The sequence below is a fragment of the Streptomyces sp. NPDC059875 genome (assembly GCF_042731085.1).
Taxonomy (GTDB): Bacteria; Actinomycetota; Actinomycetes; order Streptomycetales; family Streptomycetaceae; genus Streptomyces.
In genome coordinates this window covers 79,593-94,678 of record NZ_JBHWJZ010000004.1, presented here as the reverse complement: position 1 = coordinate 94,678, position 15,086 = coordinate 79,593, and the positions used below count along the sequence as shown (strand labels likewise).

At 73.0% G+C, this 15,086-nt stretch carries 10 protein-coding genes and 1 pseudogene; 4 read left to right on the top strand and 7 right to left on the bottom strand.

Going from position 1 to position 15,086, the window contains the following annotated elements:
- Nucleotides 1-9 precede the first annotated feature (9 nt).
- Nucleotides 10-1,584 (bottom strand): glycosyltransferase family 39 protein, encoded by a 1,575-nt coding sequence (locus ACFV9D_RS06415; protein ID WP_385141780.1) that lies wholly within the window; start codon nt 1,582-1,584, stop codon nt 10-12.
- Nucleotides 1,585-1,594: 10 nt separating this feature from the next.
- Nucleotides 1,595-2,779 carry a glycosyltransferase gene (locus tag ACFV9D_RS06410; protein ID WP_385141777.1) on the bottom strand — a complete coding sequence of 395 codons (1,185 nt, stop codon included), beginning with the start codon at nt 2,777-2,779 and terminating at the stop codon, nt 1,595-1,597.
- A 276-nt stretch (nt 2,780-3,055) separates the two neighbouring features.
- Here ACFV9D_RS06410 and ACFV9D_RS06405 point away from each other — a divergent pair, with 276 nt between their 5' ends.
- The gene (locus ACFV9D_RS06405) at nt 3,056-4,552 is read left to right on the top strand and encodes a hypothetical protein (RefSeq protein WP_385141774.1); all 1,497 of its coding nucleotides are present in this window, start codon (nt 3,056-3,058) and stop codon (nt 4,550-4,552) included.
- Nucleotides 4,553-4,623: 71 nt separating this feature from the next.
- Here ACFV9D_RS06405 and ACFV9D_RS06400 read toward each other — a convergent pair whose 3' ends face one another.
- From ACFV9D_RS06400 to ACFV9D_RS06385, 4 genes are all read right to left on the bottom strand, one after another.
- Nucleotides 4,624-6,951: a fructose-specific PTS transporter subunit EIIC gene (locus tag ACFV9D_RS06400; RefSeq protein ID WP_385141772.1), complete on the bottom strand. Its 2,328-nt coding sequence runs from the start codon at nt 6,949-6,951 to the stop codon at nt 4,624-4,626.
- A complete protein-coding gene (pfkB, locus tag ACFV9D_RS06395) occupies nt 6,948-7,901 on the bottom strand; it encodes a 1-phosphofructokinase (RefSeq protein ID WP_385141769.1) in 954 nt (317 codons plus the stop codon). The genes ACFV9D_RS06400 and pfkB overlap by 4 nt, the downstream gene beginning before the upstream one ends.
- A complete protein-coding gene (locus ACFV9D_RS06390) occupies nt 7,898-8,659 on the bottom strand; it encodes a DeoR/GlpR family DNA-binding transcription regulator (RefSeq protein WP_385141766.1) in 762 nt (253 codons plus the stop codon). Before ACFV9D_RS06390 ends, pfkB begins: the two co-directional genes overlap by 4 nt.
- Nucleotides 8,660-8,937: 278 nt before the next feature.
- Nucleotides 8,938-10,500 carry an MFS transporter gene (locus ACFV9D_RS06385; protein WP_385141763.1) on the bottom strand — a complete coding sequence of 521 codons (1,563 nt, stop codon included), beginning with the start codon at nt 10,498-10,500 and terminating at the stop codon, nt 8,938-8,940.
- 62 nt (nt 10,501-10,562) lie between these two features.
- Here ACFV9D_RS06385 and ACFV9D_RS06380 point away from each other — a divergent pair, with 62 nt between their 5' ends.
- Nucleotides 10,563-11,519 (top strand): helix-turn-helix transcriptional regulator, encoded by a 957-nt coding sequence (locus ACFV9D_RS06380; RefSeq protein WP_385141760.1) that lies wholly within the window; start codon nt 10,563-10,565, stop codon nt 11,517-11,519.
- A gap of 721 nt (nt 11,520-12,240) precedes the next feature.
- Here ACFV9D_RS06380 and ACFV9D_RS06375 read toward each other — a convergent pair.
- On the bottom strand, nt 12,241-13,242 hold the full coding sequence (locus ACFV9D_RS06375) for an RNA polymerase sigma factor RpoD/SigA (protein WP_385141757.1): 1,002 nt from the start codon (nt 13,240-13,242) through the stop codon (nt 12,241-12,243).
- Between the two features lie 147 nt (nt 13,243-13,389).
- Here ACFV9D_RS06375 and ACFV9D_RS06370 point away from each other — a divergent pair.
- Both ACFV9D_RS06370 and ACFV9D_RS06365 read left to right on the top strand, forming a co-directional pair.
- Nucleotides 13,390-13,914: pseudogene (locus ACFV9D_RS06370) on the top strand (GNAT family N-acetyltransferase); the annotation flags it as partial.
- 133 nt (nt 13,915-14,047) lie between these two features.
- The gene (locus tag ACFV9D_RS06365; RefSeq protein WP_385141754.1) at nt 14,048-15,058 is read left to right on the top strand and encodes a questin oxidase family protein; all 1,011 of its coding nucleotides are present in this window, start codon (nt 14,048-14,050) and stop codon (nt 15,056-15,058) included.
- Nucleotides 15,059-15,086: the final 28 nt, after the last annotated feature.

The window sequence follows — 15,086 nt, the reverse complement described above, 5'->3', positions numbered from 1 at the left end:
CCGCCGGCTTCAGGTCTTGCGGACCAGCAGGGCCACCGTGACGCCGGTCAGCCGTTCGGTACCGGTCGCGGTGTAGTGCGCCCGCAGGGCGCGCGCCTGGGCGGCCGGGAGCGCCTCGAAGGGGTCGGCCGCGCCCTCGGGCACGACCAGCCAGATCCGGGCCTCGTCCCGCAGACAGGCGGCCGGGTCGGGGCACTCCGAGGACCACAGGTCCGCGCGGTCCGCAGCCGAGCGGGCCAGGAACACGTCCCGGGGCCGCAGTTCGTCGGGCAGGTAGTGGCGGACGCCTAGGTCCAGCAGCCGCCAGTAGTCCTCGCCCCGGTCGTACACGACGGCGTCGCCCGGCCGGTGGTACCGGGCGATGGTCGCGGCGGCACCCTTGTAGTCCACCCCGTGCCAGAAGTGCGCGTACGTCTCCCGCACCGACCGCTGCTCGGGCAGGCTCAGCAAAGCCACGGCGGCCAGGGAGACGGCGAGGACGACCCGGGAGCGATGCGCGGCGAGCGCCGCACCGGCCAGGACCGCCCACGCCGGCAGGGTGAACAGCAGATACCGGTAGAAGAAGTACGAGATGTCGCCGTGCGAGACCGCCCACAGCGCGAGGACGGGCAGCACGGCCATGGCGGTCATGGCCAGGACCGGGCCCCGGGACTCCGGCCGCCAGGACGGGCCGCTCGTCGACTGCCGCGTTCCGGCGCGGCCCGCCCGCCGGCGCTCCGCCCAGGCCGACACGGCCAGGAGCGTCACCGCCCCGGCGATCGGCCCGGAGGCGTACAGCTTGGGCAGGAAGGCGACCAGGCTCTCCAGGTTCGGTCGGGGGATCCAGGCGATCTGACGGGCCGCCTGCCCGCTGCCGAGCACCGCGACCGGCGCCGCGGCGGCCACCCCGGCCAGCGCGGCGAGCCCGGCCCGGAGCGCGAGGGCGCGGTCGACACGGGCCCTGGCGGCCACGACCACCAGCTGCCCGGCCAGTGCCGTCAGCGCCACCAGGTGCAGCAGCCCGATCGCGGCCACGCAGCCGGCGTACGCGGCCCAGCGCCCCGGGCTCTCCGGCCTGTCCAGGGCCCTCAGCAGCGCCAGCGTGGCGAGGGCGACGGCCAGGACGACCAGGGCGTACGGGCGGGCCTCGTGGGCGTACCGGACCACCACCGGAGTGAGAGCGAACAGCAGACCCGCGGCGAGCCCGGCGCGGCGGCCGAACAGCCGCTGCCCGATCAGCGCTGTGCAGGCGGCCGCCGCGGTCATCGCGAGGGCGGAGGGCATCCGCAGGGCGGTGACGGTGTCGCCGAAGACGACCGTCCACCCGTGCAGCAGCAGGTAGTAGGGGGCCAGGACCGCGTCCACGTTCCCCACCGTGTCGAGGAGGCGGCCGGTGGGGCGGGTGACCATGTCCCAGGTGTTGAGCTCGTCCTCCCACAGCTGCGGGTGGTCGATCTCGTACAACGCCAGGGCGAGGGTGACGAGGGCCGGCCACAGCCAGACACCGTGCCGCGTGCCGCCCTCGCCGCGCGGGCGGGCGGGGCGGCGGGTGGTGGCCGGGGCGGGGTCGCGGACCTCGGCGGCGACGGAGGAGGGCGTTCCCATGGCCCGCCCCCTATCCGCGCACCGATGCGGGCGCGTCGGCGGCGGGCGCGTCGGCGGCGGGCGCGTCGGCGGCGGGCGGGGCAGCCTCGGGAGCAGCGGCGTGCGGAGCCGCAGCGTCGGGCGGGGCGGCGGCCGCGTGCGGGATCGGGGCGGCGGCGAGCTTGCTCACGGCGAACTCGCGGTTGGCCCGGGTCTGCTTGCGGTACGACTCGGGCAGGTCGGGCATGGCGAGCAGCCGGTCGCACGCGGCGAGCGAGCCCGCGTAGTCGCCGACCCAGTAGGCGGTGATCGAGAATTCGAACAGCAGGCCCCAGTGGTACACCCACGGATGGAGGAACAGCATGTCGTCGCGCGGCTGCTCCCGGTCGAGCACGGCGGAGACGATCGCGTGGGCGGAGTGGTGGCGGCGCATCTTGCGCAGCCGCGCGGCCAGTTCGTAGCAGGCTTCGAGGCGCTGCGGCCGCGAGTCCCAGGCGCGCGTGAGCGTGTCCATGGCGGCCGGCCAGTCACCGGACTCCGCCCTGAGCACGCCGGACTGGAGGAGTGCGTAGTAGACCTCCTCGCCCCAGCCGCCCATGGCCGCCCGGCGCTCGTAGAGCTTGATCGCCTCCCCGGAGCGGCCCATGTCACGCATGGTCTGCGCGAGGTAGAAGACCGTACGGGGGTTGCCGGGGTCGCGGTCGAGCTCGGCGCTCAGCAGCCGGGCGTCGCGTTCGAACTTGTCGTGGCGTGAGCCGCCGTCGTGACGGTCGTCGATGGCGAGGGCGTCGAGGTTCTCCTGGGTGTGGTCCCGGTCGGCGGTGAGGTACTCGTGGGTGACGCCCTCGTACCGCCACGGCAGATCGCCTCTGACCAGGCGTTTGATGCGGTACTCCAGCGTGCCCTTGTGACGCAGCATGTACGCGTCGGCAGTCAGCGGGGGCAGCGGGCCTTCCTGGCGCAGGACGAGGTCGGCGTCGAGGAGCAGGAGGTAGTCGGCCCGGCCGCGGGCGTGGGCGATGTTCAGGCTGCGGTTGTGCCCGAAGTTCACCCACGGCTCCTCGCGCAGCTCGCCGGGGATGCCGTCGAGCGCCTTGCGGATGAGGTCCTGAGTGCCGTCGGTCGAGCCGGTATCGGAGATGACCCAGGTGTCCACCAGGTCACGTACGGAGGCGAGGCAACGTTCGATGACCCGGGCCTCGTTCTTGACGATCATGCACAAGCAGAAGGATGGCTTCACGGCAACACCACTTCAGGGGGGTCTGTGGGGGGCGACCTTAAGCACAGGCCCGGGACGGTCGGGGAAGGCACGCCGACAGGCGCTTTCAGGTTCGCCACGCCGTACGCACCCAGGGGGATGGTGGCGGTAGGCCAAGGCGTTGACAGTCCCCTCAATGACGTAAAGGCGCCGCGATCGCGTTCCGATGATCTGTTTGGAAGCTCGAACTCGCTTCCGATGCATCATTCGATCCGGTTGAAGAAGGAGCTCTGCATGAGTCCTGATTCCAGGACAAGGTCCTCCCTGGGCCCGCTTCCGCGACGCCGCGCCTGGCTCAACGGCGGCGCCATCGCATCGATCGCCCTCGTCCTCACGGGCCTCGCGAGCCCGGTTGTCGCCGTGCCGCAGATCGTTCACGGCCCCTCGGGCGTCAACGTCACGGGCCCGGCGGGCGACGAGTGCGAGGACCGTCCTCCGCACGAGGACCACCACGACGGCCCGCCGCCGCACCACGACGGCCCGCCGCCCCACCACGACGGCCCACGCGGCCTCGAGGGACCGCCCTCGGCCGGTGACCTCCAGCATTTCCTGGACGACCAGCTGCGGCAGGCGTTCGAGGGCGGCCCCGAGCGGTACCTGAAGGCGGCGCCCGAGGACGACTTCGACCGCTATGTGCTGGCGCCCGAAGGCGGCCCCGAACACTGCAAGGAGGGCCCGCCCGGCCCGACGGGCCCGAAGGGCGACACCGGACCCAAGGGTGACACCGGCGACACCGGCCCCAAGGGTGACACCGGCGACACCGGCCCCGCCGGGCCGACCGGCGACACGGGCGACACCGGCCCCGCCGGACCCACCGGCGACACGGGCGACACGGGGCCCGCCGGTCCCACCGGCGACACGGGCGACGATGGGCCCAAGGGTGACACCGGCGACACGGGCGACACCGGGCCTGCCGGGCCCACCGGCGACACGGGCGACGATGGCCCCAAGGGTGACACCGGCGACACGGGTGACACCGGCCCCGCCGGACCCACCGGCGACACGGGCGACACCGGACCCGCCGGACCCACCGGCGGCACGGGCGACACCGGACCCGCCGGACCCACCGGCGACACGGGCGACGATGGCCCCAAGGGTGACACCGGCGACACCGGCCCGACCGGCGACACGGGTGACACCGGACCCGCCGGACCCACCGGCGACACGGGCGACACCGGGCCTGCCGGACCCACCGGCGACACGGGTGACACCGGACCCGCCGGACCCACCGGCGACACCGGACCCAAGGGCGACACCGGCGACACCGGACCCAAGGGTGACACCGGAGCGACCGGAGCCACCGGGCCCACCGGGCCCTGCTCCGACATCGACGCCTACGCCCCCAACGACGACGAGGACTTCCAGGCCGCGCTTACCGGCGGCAAGGTGTTCGCGGGTCGGGCTCCGGCCGTCGGTGGGGCGATCGTCTGGCAGGACCTCACCAACGCGGTCGCGACCATGACAGACCCCGCCAACCCCAACTACCCCCCCAATGTATGCGCCGTCTCCATCGTTGATGCTGAGGGCGAGGCCTACATCAAGGTGCTCACGACGGGCGGGCAGGTGTGGCAGACGCACGGTGACACCGACGGATCCAACTTCATCTGGAATGAGGGCTGGTTCGTGCAGGCGACACCCACCCCGGTGGCGCTCCGCTCGAACAAGTTCATGCGTGCGCTGCCTCCCGGCGCACCCCCCAACCGCATCCCCTACGGCCTGAAGCTCCCGTGACAGGCAGGTGACAAGACCGAGGGGCGGTGCGCTCGCGTGCGCACCGCCCCTCGGGCCCCTCTCGGGGCCGGTCAGGCTGCGACGGCCACCTTCGTCTCAGCCTGAGGCCTTTCCCCGGCCGCCACCGCCTCGGGCGCCGGCTTCCGCGCGCCCTTGAGGACGATCACGAGCGCGGCGCTCACCAGCGTGCCCGCCACGATCGCGAGCAGGTAGAGCAGCGGGTTGCCGATCAGCGGGATCACGAAGATGCCGCCGTGCGGGGCCCGCAGGGTGCACTCGAACGCCATCGACAGAGCGCCGGTGACCGCGCCGCCCGCCATCGCCGCCGGGATGACCCGCAGCGGGTCGGCCGCGGCGAACGGGATCGCGCCCTCGCTGATGAACGACGCTCCCAGGACCCAGGCCGCCTTGCCGTTCTCCCGCTCGGTCTTCGTGAACAGCTTGCCGCGCACGGTCGTGGCCAGCGCCATCGCGAGCGGCGGGACCATGCCGGCGGCCATCACGGCGGCCATGACCTTCAGGGAACCCTCGTTGGGGGTGGCGAGACCGCCGACGGCGAAGGCGTACGCGACCTTGTTGACCGGGCCGCCGAGGTCGAAGCACATCATCAGGCCGAGGATGACGCCGAGGATGACCGCGTTGGCGCCGGAGAGGCCGGAGAGCCAGTCGGTGAGGGCGCTCTGGAGACTCGCGATCGGCTTGCCGATCACCAGGAACATCAGGAAGCCGACGACGATCGACGCGAGCAGCGGGATCACCACCACCGGCATGATGCCCCGCAGGGCCGCGGGCACCTTCACCTTCTGGATGGCGAGGACCGTGCCACCGGCGATGAGACCGGCGGCGAGGCCGCCGAGGAAGCCCGCGTTGATGGTGAGGGCGATCGAACCGCCGACGAAGCCGGGGACGAGACCGGGGCGGTCGGCCATGCCGTACGCGATGTATCCGGCGAGGACCGGGACGAGGAAGGCGAACGCGAGCCCGCCGATCTGGAACATCAGCGCGGCCCAGGAGTCGGCCTGGCCCCAGGCGAAGTGCTCGGCGACGGAGGGGGCCTTGTCGATGTCGTAGCCGCCGATGGCGAAGCCGAGGGCGATGAGGAGACCGCCGGCCGCGACGAACGGGACCATGTAACTGACGCCGGACATCAGCCACTTGCGGAGCTTGGTGCCGTAGCCCTCGGTGGGCTCGCCCGCGCTCTCGACGGGTGTCGGCTTGCCGGCCGGGGCCGTGACCTCGCCGCGTTCGGCCTTGCCGCGTACCTCGGAGATCAGCTCGGCGGGCCGGTTGATGCCGGCCTTGACGCCGACGTCGACGGTCGGCTTCCCGGCGAAGCGCTCCTTGTCCCGTACGGGGACGTCGTGCGCGAAGATCACGCCGTCGGCCGCCTCGACGACCGCCGGGTCGAGCCGGGTGAACCCGGCGGACCCCTGCGTCTCGACGACGACCTCGACGCCGGCAGCCTCCCCCGCCTTTTCGAGGGCCTCGGCGGCCATGTAGGTGTGGGCGATGCCGGTGGGGCAGGAGGTGACGGCGACGATCCGGAAGGTGGTGGGTTCTTGTCCCCCACCCCGCCCCTCCCCGAAACCGGGGGTTCCCCCCAGCCCCCCGACGGCACCGGCCGGCCCGGCGGGCGGAGCGGTCTCCGCCCCCGCCTCCTGGCCGGAGGCCGTACCTGCCGCCGTGGCGGAGTCCGCGTCGCCAGGCGCGGACTGGCCGGTGGAGCGCCCACCACTGCCGCCCGCAGCGCCGGAGGCGGCGGCACCGGCGACGTCGGCACCGGCCGCGTCGGCGGCGGATGCGTCGGCACCAGCCACGTCGGCACCGGCCACTTCGGCGGCGGATGCGTCGGCACCGGCCACGTCTGCACCGGCCACTTCGGCGGCGGATGCGTCGGCGGACGGCTCCGCGCCCGGCGTCGCCGGCGCGGCCGCCCCGGCCTGCTCCGGCTCGGTCGCGGCCTCGCCCAGGATCAAGGACGCCGCCTGGCCCGCCGACGTCGCCGACCTCAGCGCCGTCGTGAACTCCTCGTCCATCAGCTGCCGGGCCAGGGACGACAGGATCGTCAGGTGGGCGTCGTCGGCGCCCGCAGGCGCCGCGATCAGGAAGATCAGGTCCGCCGGGCCGTCCGGGGCGCCGAAGTCGATGCCCGACGGGGAACGACCGAAGGCGAGGGTGGGGGCCGTGACGTGGGCGCTGCGGCAGTGCGGGATGCCTATGCCGCCGTCGAGGCCGGTCGGCATCTGGGCCTCGCGGGCGGCCACGTCCGCGAGGAAGCCGTCGAGGTCGGTCACCCTGCCGAGCGCGACCATGCGCTCCGCGAGCGAGCGGGCCGCCGCTTCCTTCGTGCCGGCGGACAGGTCGAGATCGACCAGGTCCGCGGTGATCATCTTGCTCATCGCGGGCTCCCTTGCTCGCTGAGTACTCGGTCGAGGGGTACGTCGTCGGTCACCGTGACCGCCGACGGGTTCAGATCGGCCGGGGTCGGCATCTCGCTGCCCGGCAACTGGACGGCCGCCGCGCCGTGCGCGACCGCCGCCGTGAGGGCCTCGGGGCCCTCTCCCCCCGCCGCGAGGAACCCGGCCAAGGACGCGTCTCCTGCGCCCACGTTGGAGCGGACGGCGTCGACCTCGGCCGCGCCGAACCAGATGCCGTCCGCGGTGACAAGCAGCTGGCCGTCCGCGCCCAGGCTCGCGAGCACGGCGCCCGCCCCCGACTGCCGCAGTTCCTCCGCCGCCTTCACCGCGTCGCCGACCGTGGCCAGGGGCCGTCCGACCGCCTCCGCCAGTTCGTCGGCGTTCGGCTTGACGACGTCCGGCCGGGCCGCGAGGGCCGCGAGGAGTGAGGGGCCCGAGGTGTCGAGCGCGATCCGGGCACCCGCGCCGTGCGCGCGGGTGACCAGCTCGGCGTACCACTCGGGCGCGAGGCCGCGCGGCAGGCTGCCGCAGCAGGCGATCCAGTCCGCCGCCGGCGAGTACGCGCCCACGGTGGTGAGGATCGTCTCCGACTCCTCCGAAGTCAGCTCCGGGCCGGGCGCATTGACCTTCGTCAGCGTTCCGTCCGGCTCCGCGAGCGCGATGTTGGAGCGGGTGTGGCCGGCGACCGGCACCGGCGCGACCTCGATGCCCTGCTCGGCGAGGAGTTGGGCGACGAGCGCGCCGGGCGCGCCGCCGAGGGGGACGACGGCGACCGTACGGTGCCCGGCCGCGGCGACGGCCCGGGAGACGTTGACGCCCTTGCCGCCCGGGTCCATGCGCTCCGCGGAGGCGCGCAGCACCTCGCCGCGCTCCAGGGCCGGGACCTCGTACGTCCGGTCCAGGGACGGGTTGGGGGTGACGGTGAGGATCATGTGCGTACGACTTCCGTTCCCGCGGCCTCGATCGCCGCGGCGTCCTCGGGGCTGAGCCCGCTGTCGGTGATGAGCAGATCGACGTCGGTGAGGTCGCCGAAGCGGGCGAAGTGCTCCTGGCCGTGCTTGGCCGAGTCGGCGAGGAGCACGACGCGGCGGGCGGAGGCGATCACGGCCCGCTTGACGGCGGCCTCGGCGAGGTCGGGGGTGGTGAGACCGTGGTCGGCCGAGAAGCCGTTGGCGCCGAGGAAGGCGACGTCGGCGCGGATCTCTCCGTACGCCCGCAGCGCCCACGCGTCGACGGCGGCGCGGGTACGGTGCCGGACGCGGCCGCCGACGAGGTGGAGGTCGATGCCGGGGTGGTCGGCAAGGCGGGCCGCGACCGGCAGCGCGTGGGTGACGACGGTCAGGCCGCATTCGAGGGGGAATTGGGCGGCGAGCCGGGCGACGGTGGTGCCGGCGTCGAGGACGACGCTTCCCTCGTCGGGGAGTTCGGCGAGGGCGGCCCGGACGATCCGGTCTTTCTCGTCGGCGGCGTGGGCCTCGCGCTCGGCCAGGTCGGGCTCGAAGTCGAGCCGCCCGGCCGGTATCGCGCCGCCGTGCACCCGGCGCACGAGCCCGGCCCGGTCGAGGGCCTTCAGGTCGCGCCGTACGGTCTCGGCGGTGACCTGGAACTCCTCGGCGAGGGAGAGGACGTCGACGCGTCCGCTCTCGCGGGCGAGCCGCAGAATCGCTTGCTGGCGCTCGGGTGCGTACATGTGGTTTTACGTCCGTTCGATGCCCGAACCTGTGGTTTCACCTGCAGGCTACGCCCAGGTTCCCGGAAAGTAAACGAATCCGGGCATCGCTACGGACACGAACGGGCATCGTGAGCGGATGGGGGCCGAAGGCCCCGGGCCCGACGCCCGCCGGCGGGAACGCCGAAAGGCCCGGACAGGGGTACCCCAGTCCGGGCCTTCGTCGTACGAGGCGCTGGTGCGTCACTGCGTCACGGCTTCAGCGCGTCGGTGCTTCAGCGCGTCAGTGCTTCAGCGCGTCAGTGCGTGAGCACCGGCTCCTTCTCGAAGCCGACCTCGGGGTCCTCGGTGTCCCCGGCGTCCACGACGTCCCCGGATCCCTCCGCGCCCTCCACGTGCTGCTTCGGCTTCCGCGGCAGCGCGAACATCACCAGGAAGATCCCGGCGAGCACCGCCACCGCCCACCCGAGCGCGTTCTGGAACGCGTCCGTGAACGCCGCCCCCACCTCGGCCGGAGCCTGCTCCAGACGCTTCTCGTCGATCACGCCGAAGAAGACGACCGACACGAGTCCGAGTCCGAGCGCGTTGCCCATCTGCCCGGTCGTGTTGATGAGACCCGACGCCGAGCCGGCGTGCTCGCGCGGCACGTCCGAGAGGACCGCGTCCGTCAGCGGGGCCACGATCAGGCCCATGCCCAGACCCATGACCACCAGCGGCGGGATCATCTGCCAGGAGTCGATGGCGGTGCCGTACCGACCGGCCGCACCCATGTAGAGCAGCAGCCCGGCGGCCATCGTCAGCGCGCCCGCCTGGAGCACCTTGCGGCCGAAGCGCGGCACCAGCTTCTGCACGGACAGACCGGCCGCCGTCGAGACGGCGATCGAGAACGGCACGCCCGTCAGGCCCGCCTTGAGGGGGCTCCAGCCGAGCCCGATCTGCATGTACATCGTCCAGACCAGGAAGAAGATGCCCATCACGACACCGAAGGTCAGCTGCACCGCGATACCGGCCGCGAAGCTCTTCACCTTGAACAGCGACAGCTCGACCAGCGGGGAGCCGTCCTTCCTCGTCTTGTACTTCTCGTACGCGATGAGGGCGGCGAAGACGACGAGGCTGCCGGCCATGCACAGGTGGCCCCAGAGCGGCCAGTCCAGCTCGCGGCCGCGCGTCAGCGGGTAGATCAGCATCAGCAGCGCCAGCGTGACCAGCAGGACGCCGACGATGTCGAGCCGGAGCGCCTTGGGCGCCTTCGACTCGGTGATGAACTTCCGGCCGAGCAGCAGACCGGCGATGCCGACCGGCAGGTTGATGAGGAAGATCGGCCGCCACTCCAGACCGGCGATGTTCCACTGCGTGAGCAGCGCGCCGAGCAGCGGGCCGGAGACCGCGCCGAGGCCGATGATCGCGCCGAACAGGCCGAAGACCTTGCCGCGCTCGTGCGCCGGGAAGGTGGCGTGGACGATCGACAGGACCTGCGGCACCATCATCGCCGCCGCGGCGCCCTGGAGCAGGCGGGAGGCGACCAGCATCTCCGGGCTCGCGGCGAAGCCGCAGAGCGCGGAGGCGAGGGTGAAGCCGGCGGTGCCGAGGAGGAAGAGCCGCTTGCGGCCGAAGATGTCGCCGAGACGTCCGCCCGTGATCAGGCCGGCGGCGAACGCGAGGGCGTAACCGGCGGTGATCCACTGGATGGCGCTGGTCGTGGCGCCGAGGTCGCGTTCGATGCTCGGGATCGCGATGTTGACGATCGTGGCGTCGACCAGGTCCATGAAGGCGGCGGTCATGACGATGGCGAGGGCGATCCAGCGCCGGCGGTCGGCGACTGCTTCCGTGGCCGCTTCCGGAACGGCGTCGTGTGAACTCATACGATGAAACTAGAGGTCATATAGGTCAGCTGATGTCCTAGATGCGGCGCATGCTGGAACTTATGACGGACACTCCGGCACGACTTCTGAATCTGCTGTCGCTGCTCCAGACCCCGCGTGAGTGGCCGGGCAGCGAGCTGGCCGACCGGCTCTCGGTCTCGGCCCGCACGATCCGGCGGGACATCGACCGGCTGCGGGAGCTCGGCTATCCGGTCGAGGCGACGAAGGGCGCGGCGGGCGGATACCGCCTGGTCGCGGGTACGGCGATGCCGCCGCTGCTCCTCGACGACGAGGAGGCGGTCGCGATCGCGGTGGGGCTTCGGGCGGGGGCGGGGCACGCGATCGAGGGGGTGGAGGAGGCGTCGGTACGGGCCCTGGCGAAGCTGGAGCAGGTCCTGCCGTCGCGGCTGCGCCACCGGGTCTCCACGCTGCAGAACGCGACGATCCCGCTGACGCGCGGGGACGGGGCGACGGTCGCGCCGTCGACCCTGACGGCGCTCGCGGGCGCGGTGACGGGGCAGGAGCGGCTGCGCTTCGGCTACCGGGCGGGGGACGGCACGGAATCACGGCGCCTGGTGGAGCCGTACCGGCTCGTGTCGACCGGGCGGCGGTGGTATCTGGTCGCGTACGACCTGGAGCGCGAGGACTGGCGGACGTTCCGGGTGGACCGGGTGTCCGACCCGTTCGCGACGGGGGCGCGGTTCGCTCCGCGGGAGCTGCCGGAGGGCGGCGCGGCCGAGTACATGGCCCGCTCCATGTCCCGCGCCCAGCCCGAACTCGACCTGGACGTCACCTTCGAGGCCCCGGCGGAATTCGTCGCCGCCCGCCTCCCCGCCCACCTGACCCCGACACCCACGGGCCCGACCACCTGCCGCCTGCGCACCCCCACGGCCGACTCGGTCGAATGGCTGGCCCTCCGCCTGGCCCTGGTGGACATCCCCTTCACCATCCACGCCCCACCCCCTCTGATCACCTACGTGACAGACCTGGCGACCCGCCTGACGGCGTCGACGACCTGACCCCGGCAACGCGCCCGCGGGGCGGGGGCAACCCCGCAAGCCCCAGAACCGCGGAGCGGCGAAGCGCCCCGGCGGTGCGGGGCGCCGCCTCCGGCAGCCCCCTCACACCGCGAAGCGGGCGCAGGCCCGGGGTGCGGGTGCAATCCCCAAACCCCGCGCCGCGGAGCGGGGGCAGAGCCCGCGGCTGCGGGGCAACCCCGCCAAAACCCGCGCAGCGGAGCGGCGCAGCGACGCCGGCCCGCGGTTCTGTAGAGCACGCGCAAACCCGCGCCGCGCAGCGGCGCAGCAAGCCCGAGGGCCAGGACCTCCCGACCCGGGAACCCCCAGCGCCGCGAAGCCGGCGCGCCGAGAGACCCGGGGGGCGAGGCCAACGCGCATAGGACCCGCGCCGCGGGGCGGCGAAGCGTCCCGGCGGTGCGGGGCCCTACTCGGGCACTCCCTCACGCCGCGGAGTGGGCGCATGGCCCGTGTGCGGAGCACCCCCCCGCCAAACCCCCCGCGCCGCGGAACGGCGCAGAGCTCCACGGGGGTGCGGGCCCGCCAACCCCGCGCCGCAGAGCGGCGCAGCAAGCCCGGGCCAGGACCTCCCGGCCCGGGAACCCCCTGCGCCGCGAAGCCGGCGCCGAGACCCGGGGCGCGGGGCCGACCCGCATGAAACCCCGCCGCGCAGCGGCGCAGCGCCGGGCCCGCAGAGGCCAAGGCCCCCGGTCCGCCGGCCGCTCTAGGCCACCGCGTCGAAGCCCGTGTCCCGCGCCATCTTCTTCAGTTCCAGCAGCGCGTGCTTCTCGATCTGGCGGATCCGCTCACGCGTCAGCCCGTGTTCCTTGCCGACCTCCGTCAGCGTCCGCTCCCGGCCGTCCTCGATTCCGTAGCGCATCCGGATGATCGACGCCGTGCGGTGGTCGAGCTTGTCGATCAGGTCGTCCAGCTCCTCGCTGCGCAGCAGCGTGAGCACCGACTGCTCCGGCGACACCGCCGACGTGTCCTCCAGCAGGTCGCCGAACTGCGTCTCGCCCTCGTCGTCCACCGACATGTTCAGCGAGACCGGGTCCCGCGCCCAGTCGAGCACGTCCACGACCCGCTCCGGCGTCGAGCCCAGCTCCGTCGCGATCTCCGCCGGCTCCGGCTCCCGGCCGTTCTCCCTGTTGAACTCGCGCTGCACGCGCCGGATCCGCCCCAGCTCCTCCACCAGGTGGACGGGGAGCCGGATCGTGCGCGACTGGTCGGCTATGGACCGCGTGATGGCCTGGCGGATCCACCACGTGGCGTACGTCGAGAACTTGAAGCCCTTCGCGTAGTCGAACTTCTCGACCGCGCGCACCAGACCCGCGTTCCCCTCCTGGATCAGGTCGAGCAGCGGCAGCCCGCTGCGCGGATAGCGTCGTGCGACCGCGACGACCAGCCGCAGGTTCGACTTGATGAAAAGATCCTTCGCGCGCTCGCCCGCCGCGTACAGCGCTTCGAGCTCCTCGCGGGACGCGCCCCCCGCCTCGCTCTCGACCTCACCGTCGAGGATCTGCCGGGCGTACACACCCGCCTCGATCGTCTGGGAGAGCTCGACCTCCTTGGCGGCGTCGAGCAGGGGCGTACGCGCGATCTCGTCGAGGTACATGCCGACCAGGTCGCGGTCGGCGATCTCCCCGCCCACGGCGCGAACGCTGCTGGCCCGCGTGCTGCTACCGCTGGTGGCGGACGAACGACGGGCGACGGCACGGGTTGCCATGCGTGCTCCCTTGCTGAGTAGGTCGCGACACCCTCTCGGGTGCCCTGCATCCGACGGAAACAACGACTGGAATCAGGACAGAATTCCCACGCGGCGCATCGATTTTCGCGATCATGCAGTACCCTGTGCCGCCACCGAGGGGGATACATGGTGTCTGAACACACAGAGACGCAGGTCAGGCCGGGCACGGAGGGTGACCTGGAGGCGCTCACGGAGCTGTACAACCACTACGTCCGCGAGACCGCGATCACCTTCGACACCGAGCCCTTCACGCCGGAGCAGCGACTGCCCTGGCTCCGCTCCCACCCTGAAGACGGCCCCCATCGCCTTCTGGTTGCTCAGGATGTCCAAAAAGGGACGAAAAACCCAATTCTCGGCTATGCGACCAGTAGCGCCTTCCGTCCCAAGCCCGCGTACTCCACCTCCGTGGAGGTCAGCGTGTACCTCTCCCCGGACGCCGCGGGCCGGGGCATCGGCACGCTCCTCTACGAGCGGCTCTTCGCGGCCCTCGCCGACGAGGACGTCCACCGCGCCTACGCCGGCATCGCCCTCCCCAACGAGCCCTCGGCCCGCCTCCACACCCGTTTCGGCTTCCGCCACATCGGTACGTACGGGGAGGTCGGCCGGAAGTTCGGCCGCTACTGGGACGTGGCCTGGTACGAGAAGGACCTCGGGCCCTCCCGCGCCCCCGGTCCTAGGGCCTGTCCGACCCTGATCCGCCGGACAGGCCTTAGGCCCCACCTCAGCCCCGACCTAGGACCACGGACCGTTACGCCCCCTCCCCTCGACGCCTAACGTCCACGCCATGGACGACACCTCCGGCACCCTCGACGAAGCCCTCCAGCGCCTCCACGCCACCGGCCCCGAGCGCCTCGGCCGGCTCACCAACCACGCCCCGATGGCCGTCGAGGCGCTCGTGCGGCACGGCCGGGCCCCGGCCGTGCACCGCTGGCTCGACCACTACGGGCACAAGCTGGAGGACATGCCGTCGCCGCGCTCCCCCGTCACCGCCGCCACCTGGCGCGAGGCGCTGGGCGACCCCGCCCGGATCACCGACTGGGTGCGGTACTTCGAGCGCGAGACCGCCGAACGCCCCTGGCGCGAGGTGCTCGCCGAGTGGTGGCCCCGCCTGCTCCCCGGCATCGCGGGCGGGTCGACCCACCCCGTGATCCGTACCGGTCACGCCGTACGCTCCCTCCTCACGACCGAGGAGACCGCGCCGCGCCGCGTCGAGCTGGCCCACGCACTCGGCTACTGGGCCGCCCGCCACCAGCCCCTCCCAGCCCTCACGCGGCTCGCCCCCGCACCCACCGCGGCCGCCGCCCTCGGCGCCGTACCGCCCGTCCCGGACCAGGACGGCGGCCTGCCGTCCCGGCTCGCCCAGCTCACCGCGTTCCCGCACTGGGGCACCGCCCCCGACGCGGACACCGCGTACGTCCTGCTCACCGAACTGGTCGAGGCCGCGACCCACCGCTACGCCACCCACGGCCACGGCGAACCGATCATGCTCGTGCACGCCGCGACCGCACCCAACGCCGTGCTGCGCACCCTCCCCGCGCTCCCCCGCGAGCTCTGGGCGCCGAGCCTCTCGGCCGCCTGGGCCGCCTCGGCTGCGGTGACCGCCTCCTACACGCCCGTCGAGCCCGCTCCCCACCAAGCGGTCACGACCGTGACCGCCGAGGAGGTCTTCGAGCGGGCCGCGGCGCACGGCGACGAGCACACGATCAAGTTCACCGACACCGCGCTCGACGTCGGCGACCCGCTCGCGCTGGCCGCCGCCCTCCGCGCGATCGAACTCAACCCGCCGATCTACTGAGGCGCCTGGGGACTGTCCGGCGCATCAG

Bases quoted from the DNA above. Each gene is read 5' to 3' on its own strand.
- ACFV9D_RS06415 (WP_385141780.1), bottom strand. From the start codon at position 1,584: ATGGGAACGCCCTCCTCCGTCGCCGCCGAGGTCCGCGACCCCGCCCCG.
- ACFV9D_RS06410 (WP_385141777.1), bottom strand. From the start codon at position 2,779: ATGATCGTCAAGAACGAGGCCCGGGTCATCGAACGTTGCCTCGCCTCC.
- ACFV9D_RS06405 (WP_385141774.1), top strand. From the start codon at position 3,056: ATGAGTCCTGATTCCAGGACAAGGTCCTCCCTGGGCCCGCTTCCGCGA.
- ACFV9D_RS06400 (WP_385141772.1), bottom strand. From the start codon at position 6,951: ATGAGCAAGATGATCACCGCGGACCTGGTCGATCTCGACCTGTCCGCC.
- pfkB (WP_385141769.1), bottom strand. From the start codon at position 7,901: ATGATCCTCACCGTCACCCCCAACCCGTCCCTGGACCGGACGTACGAG.
- ACFV9D_RS06390 (WP_385141766.1), bottom strand. From the start codon at position 8,659: ATGTACGCACCCGAGCGCCAGCAAGCGATTCTGCGGCTCGCCCGCGAG.
- ACFV9D_RS06385 (WP_385141763.1), bottom strand. From the start codon at position 10,500: ATGAGTTCACACGACGCCGTTCCGGAAGCGGCCACGGAAGCAGTCGCC.
- ACFV9D_RS06380 (WP_385141760.1), top strand. From the start codon at position 10,563: ATGACGGACACTCCGGCACGACTTCTGAATCTGCTGTCGCTGCTCCAG.
- ACFV9D_RS06375 (WP_385141757.1), bottom strand. From the start codon at position 13,242: ATGGCAACCCGTGCCGTCGCCCGTCGTTCGTCCGCCACCAGCGGTAGC.
- ACFV9D_RS06365 (WP_385141754.1), top strand. From the start codon at position 14,048: ATGGACGACACCTCCGGCACCCTCGACGAAGCCCTCCAGCGCCTCCAC.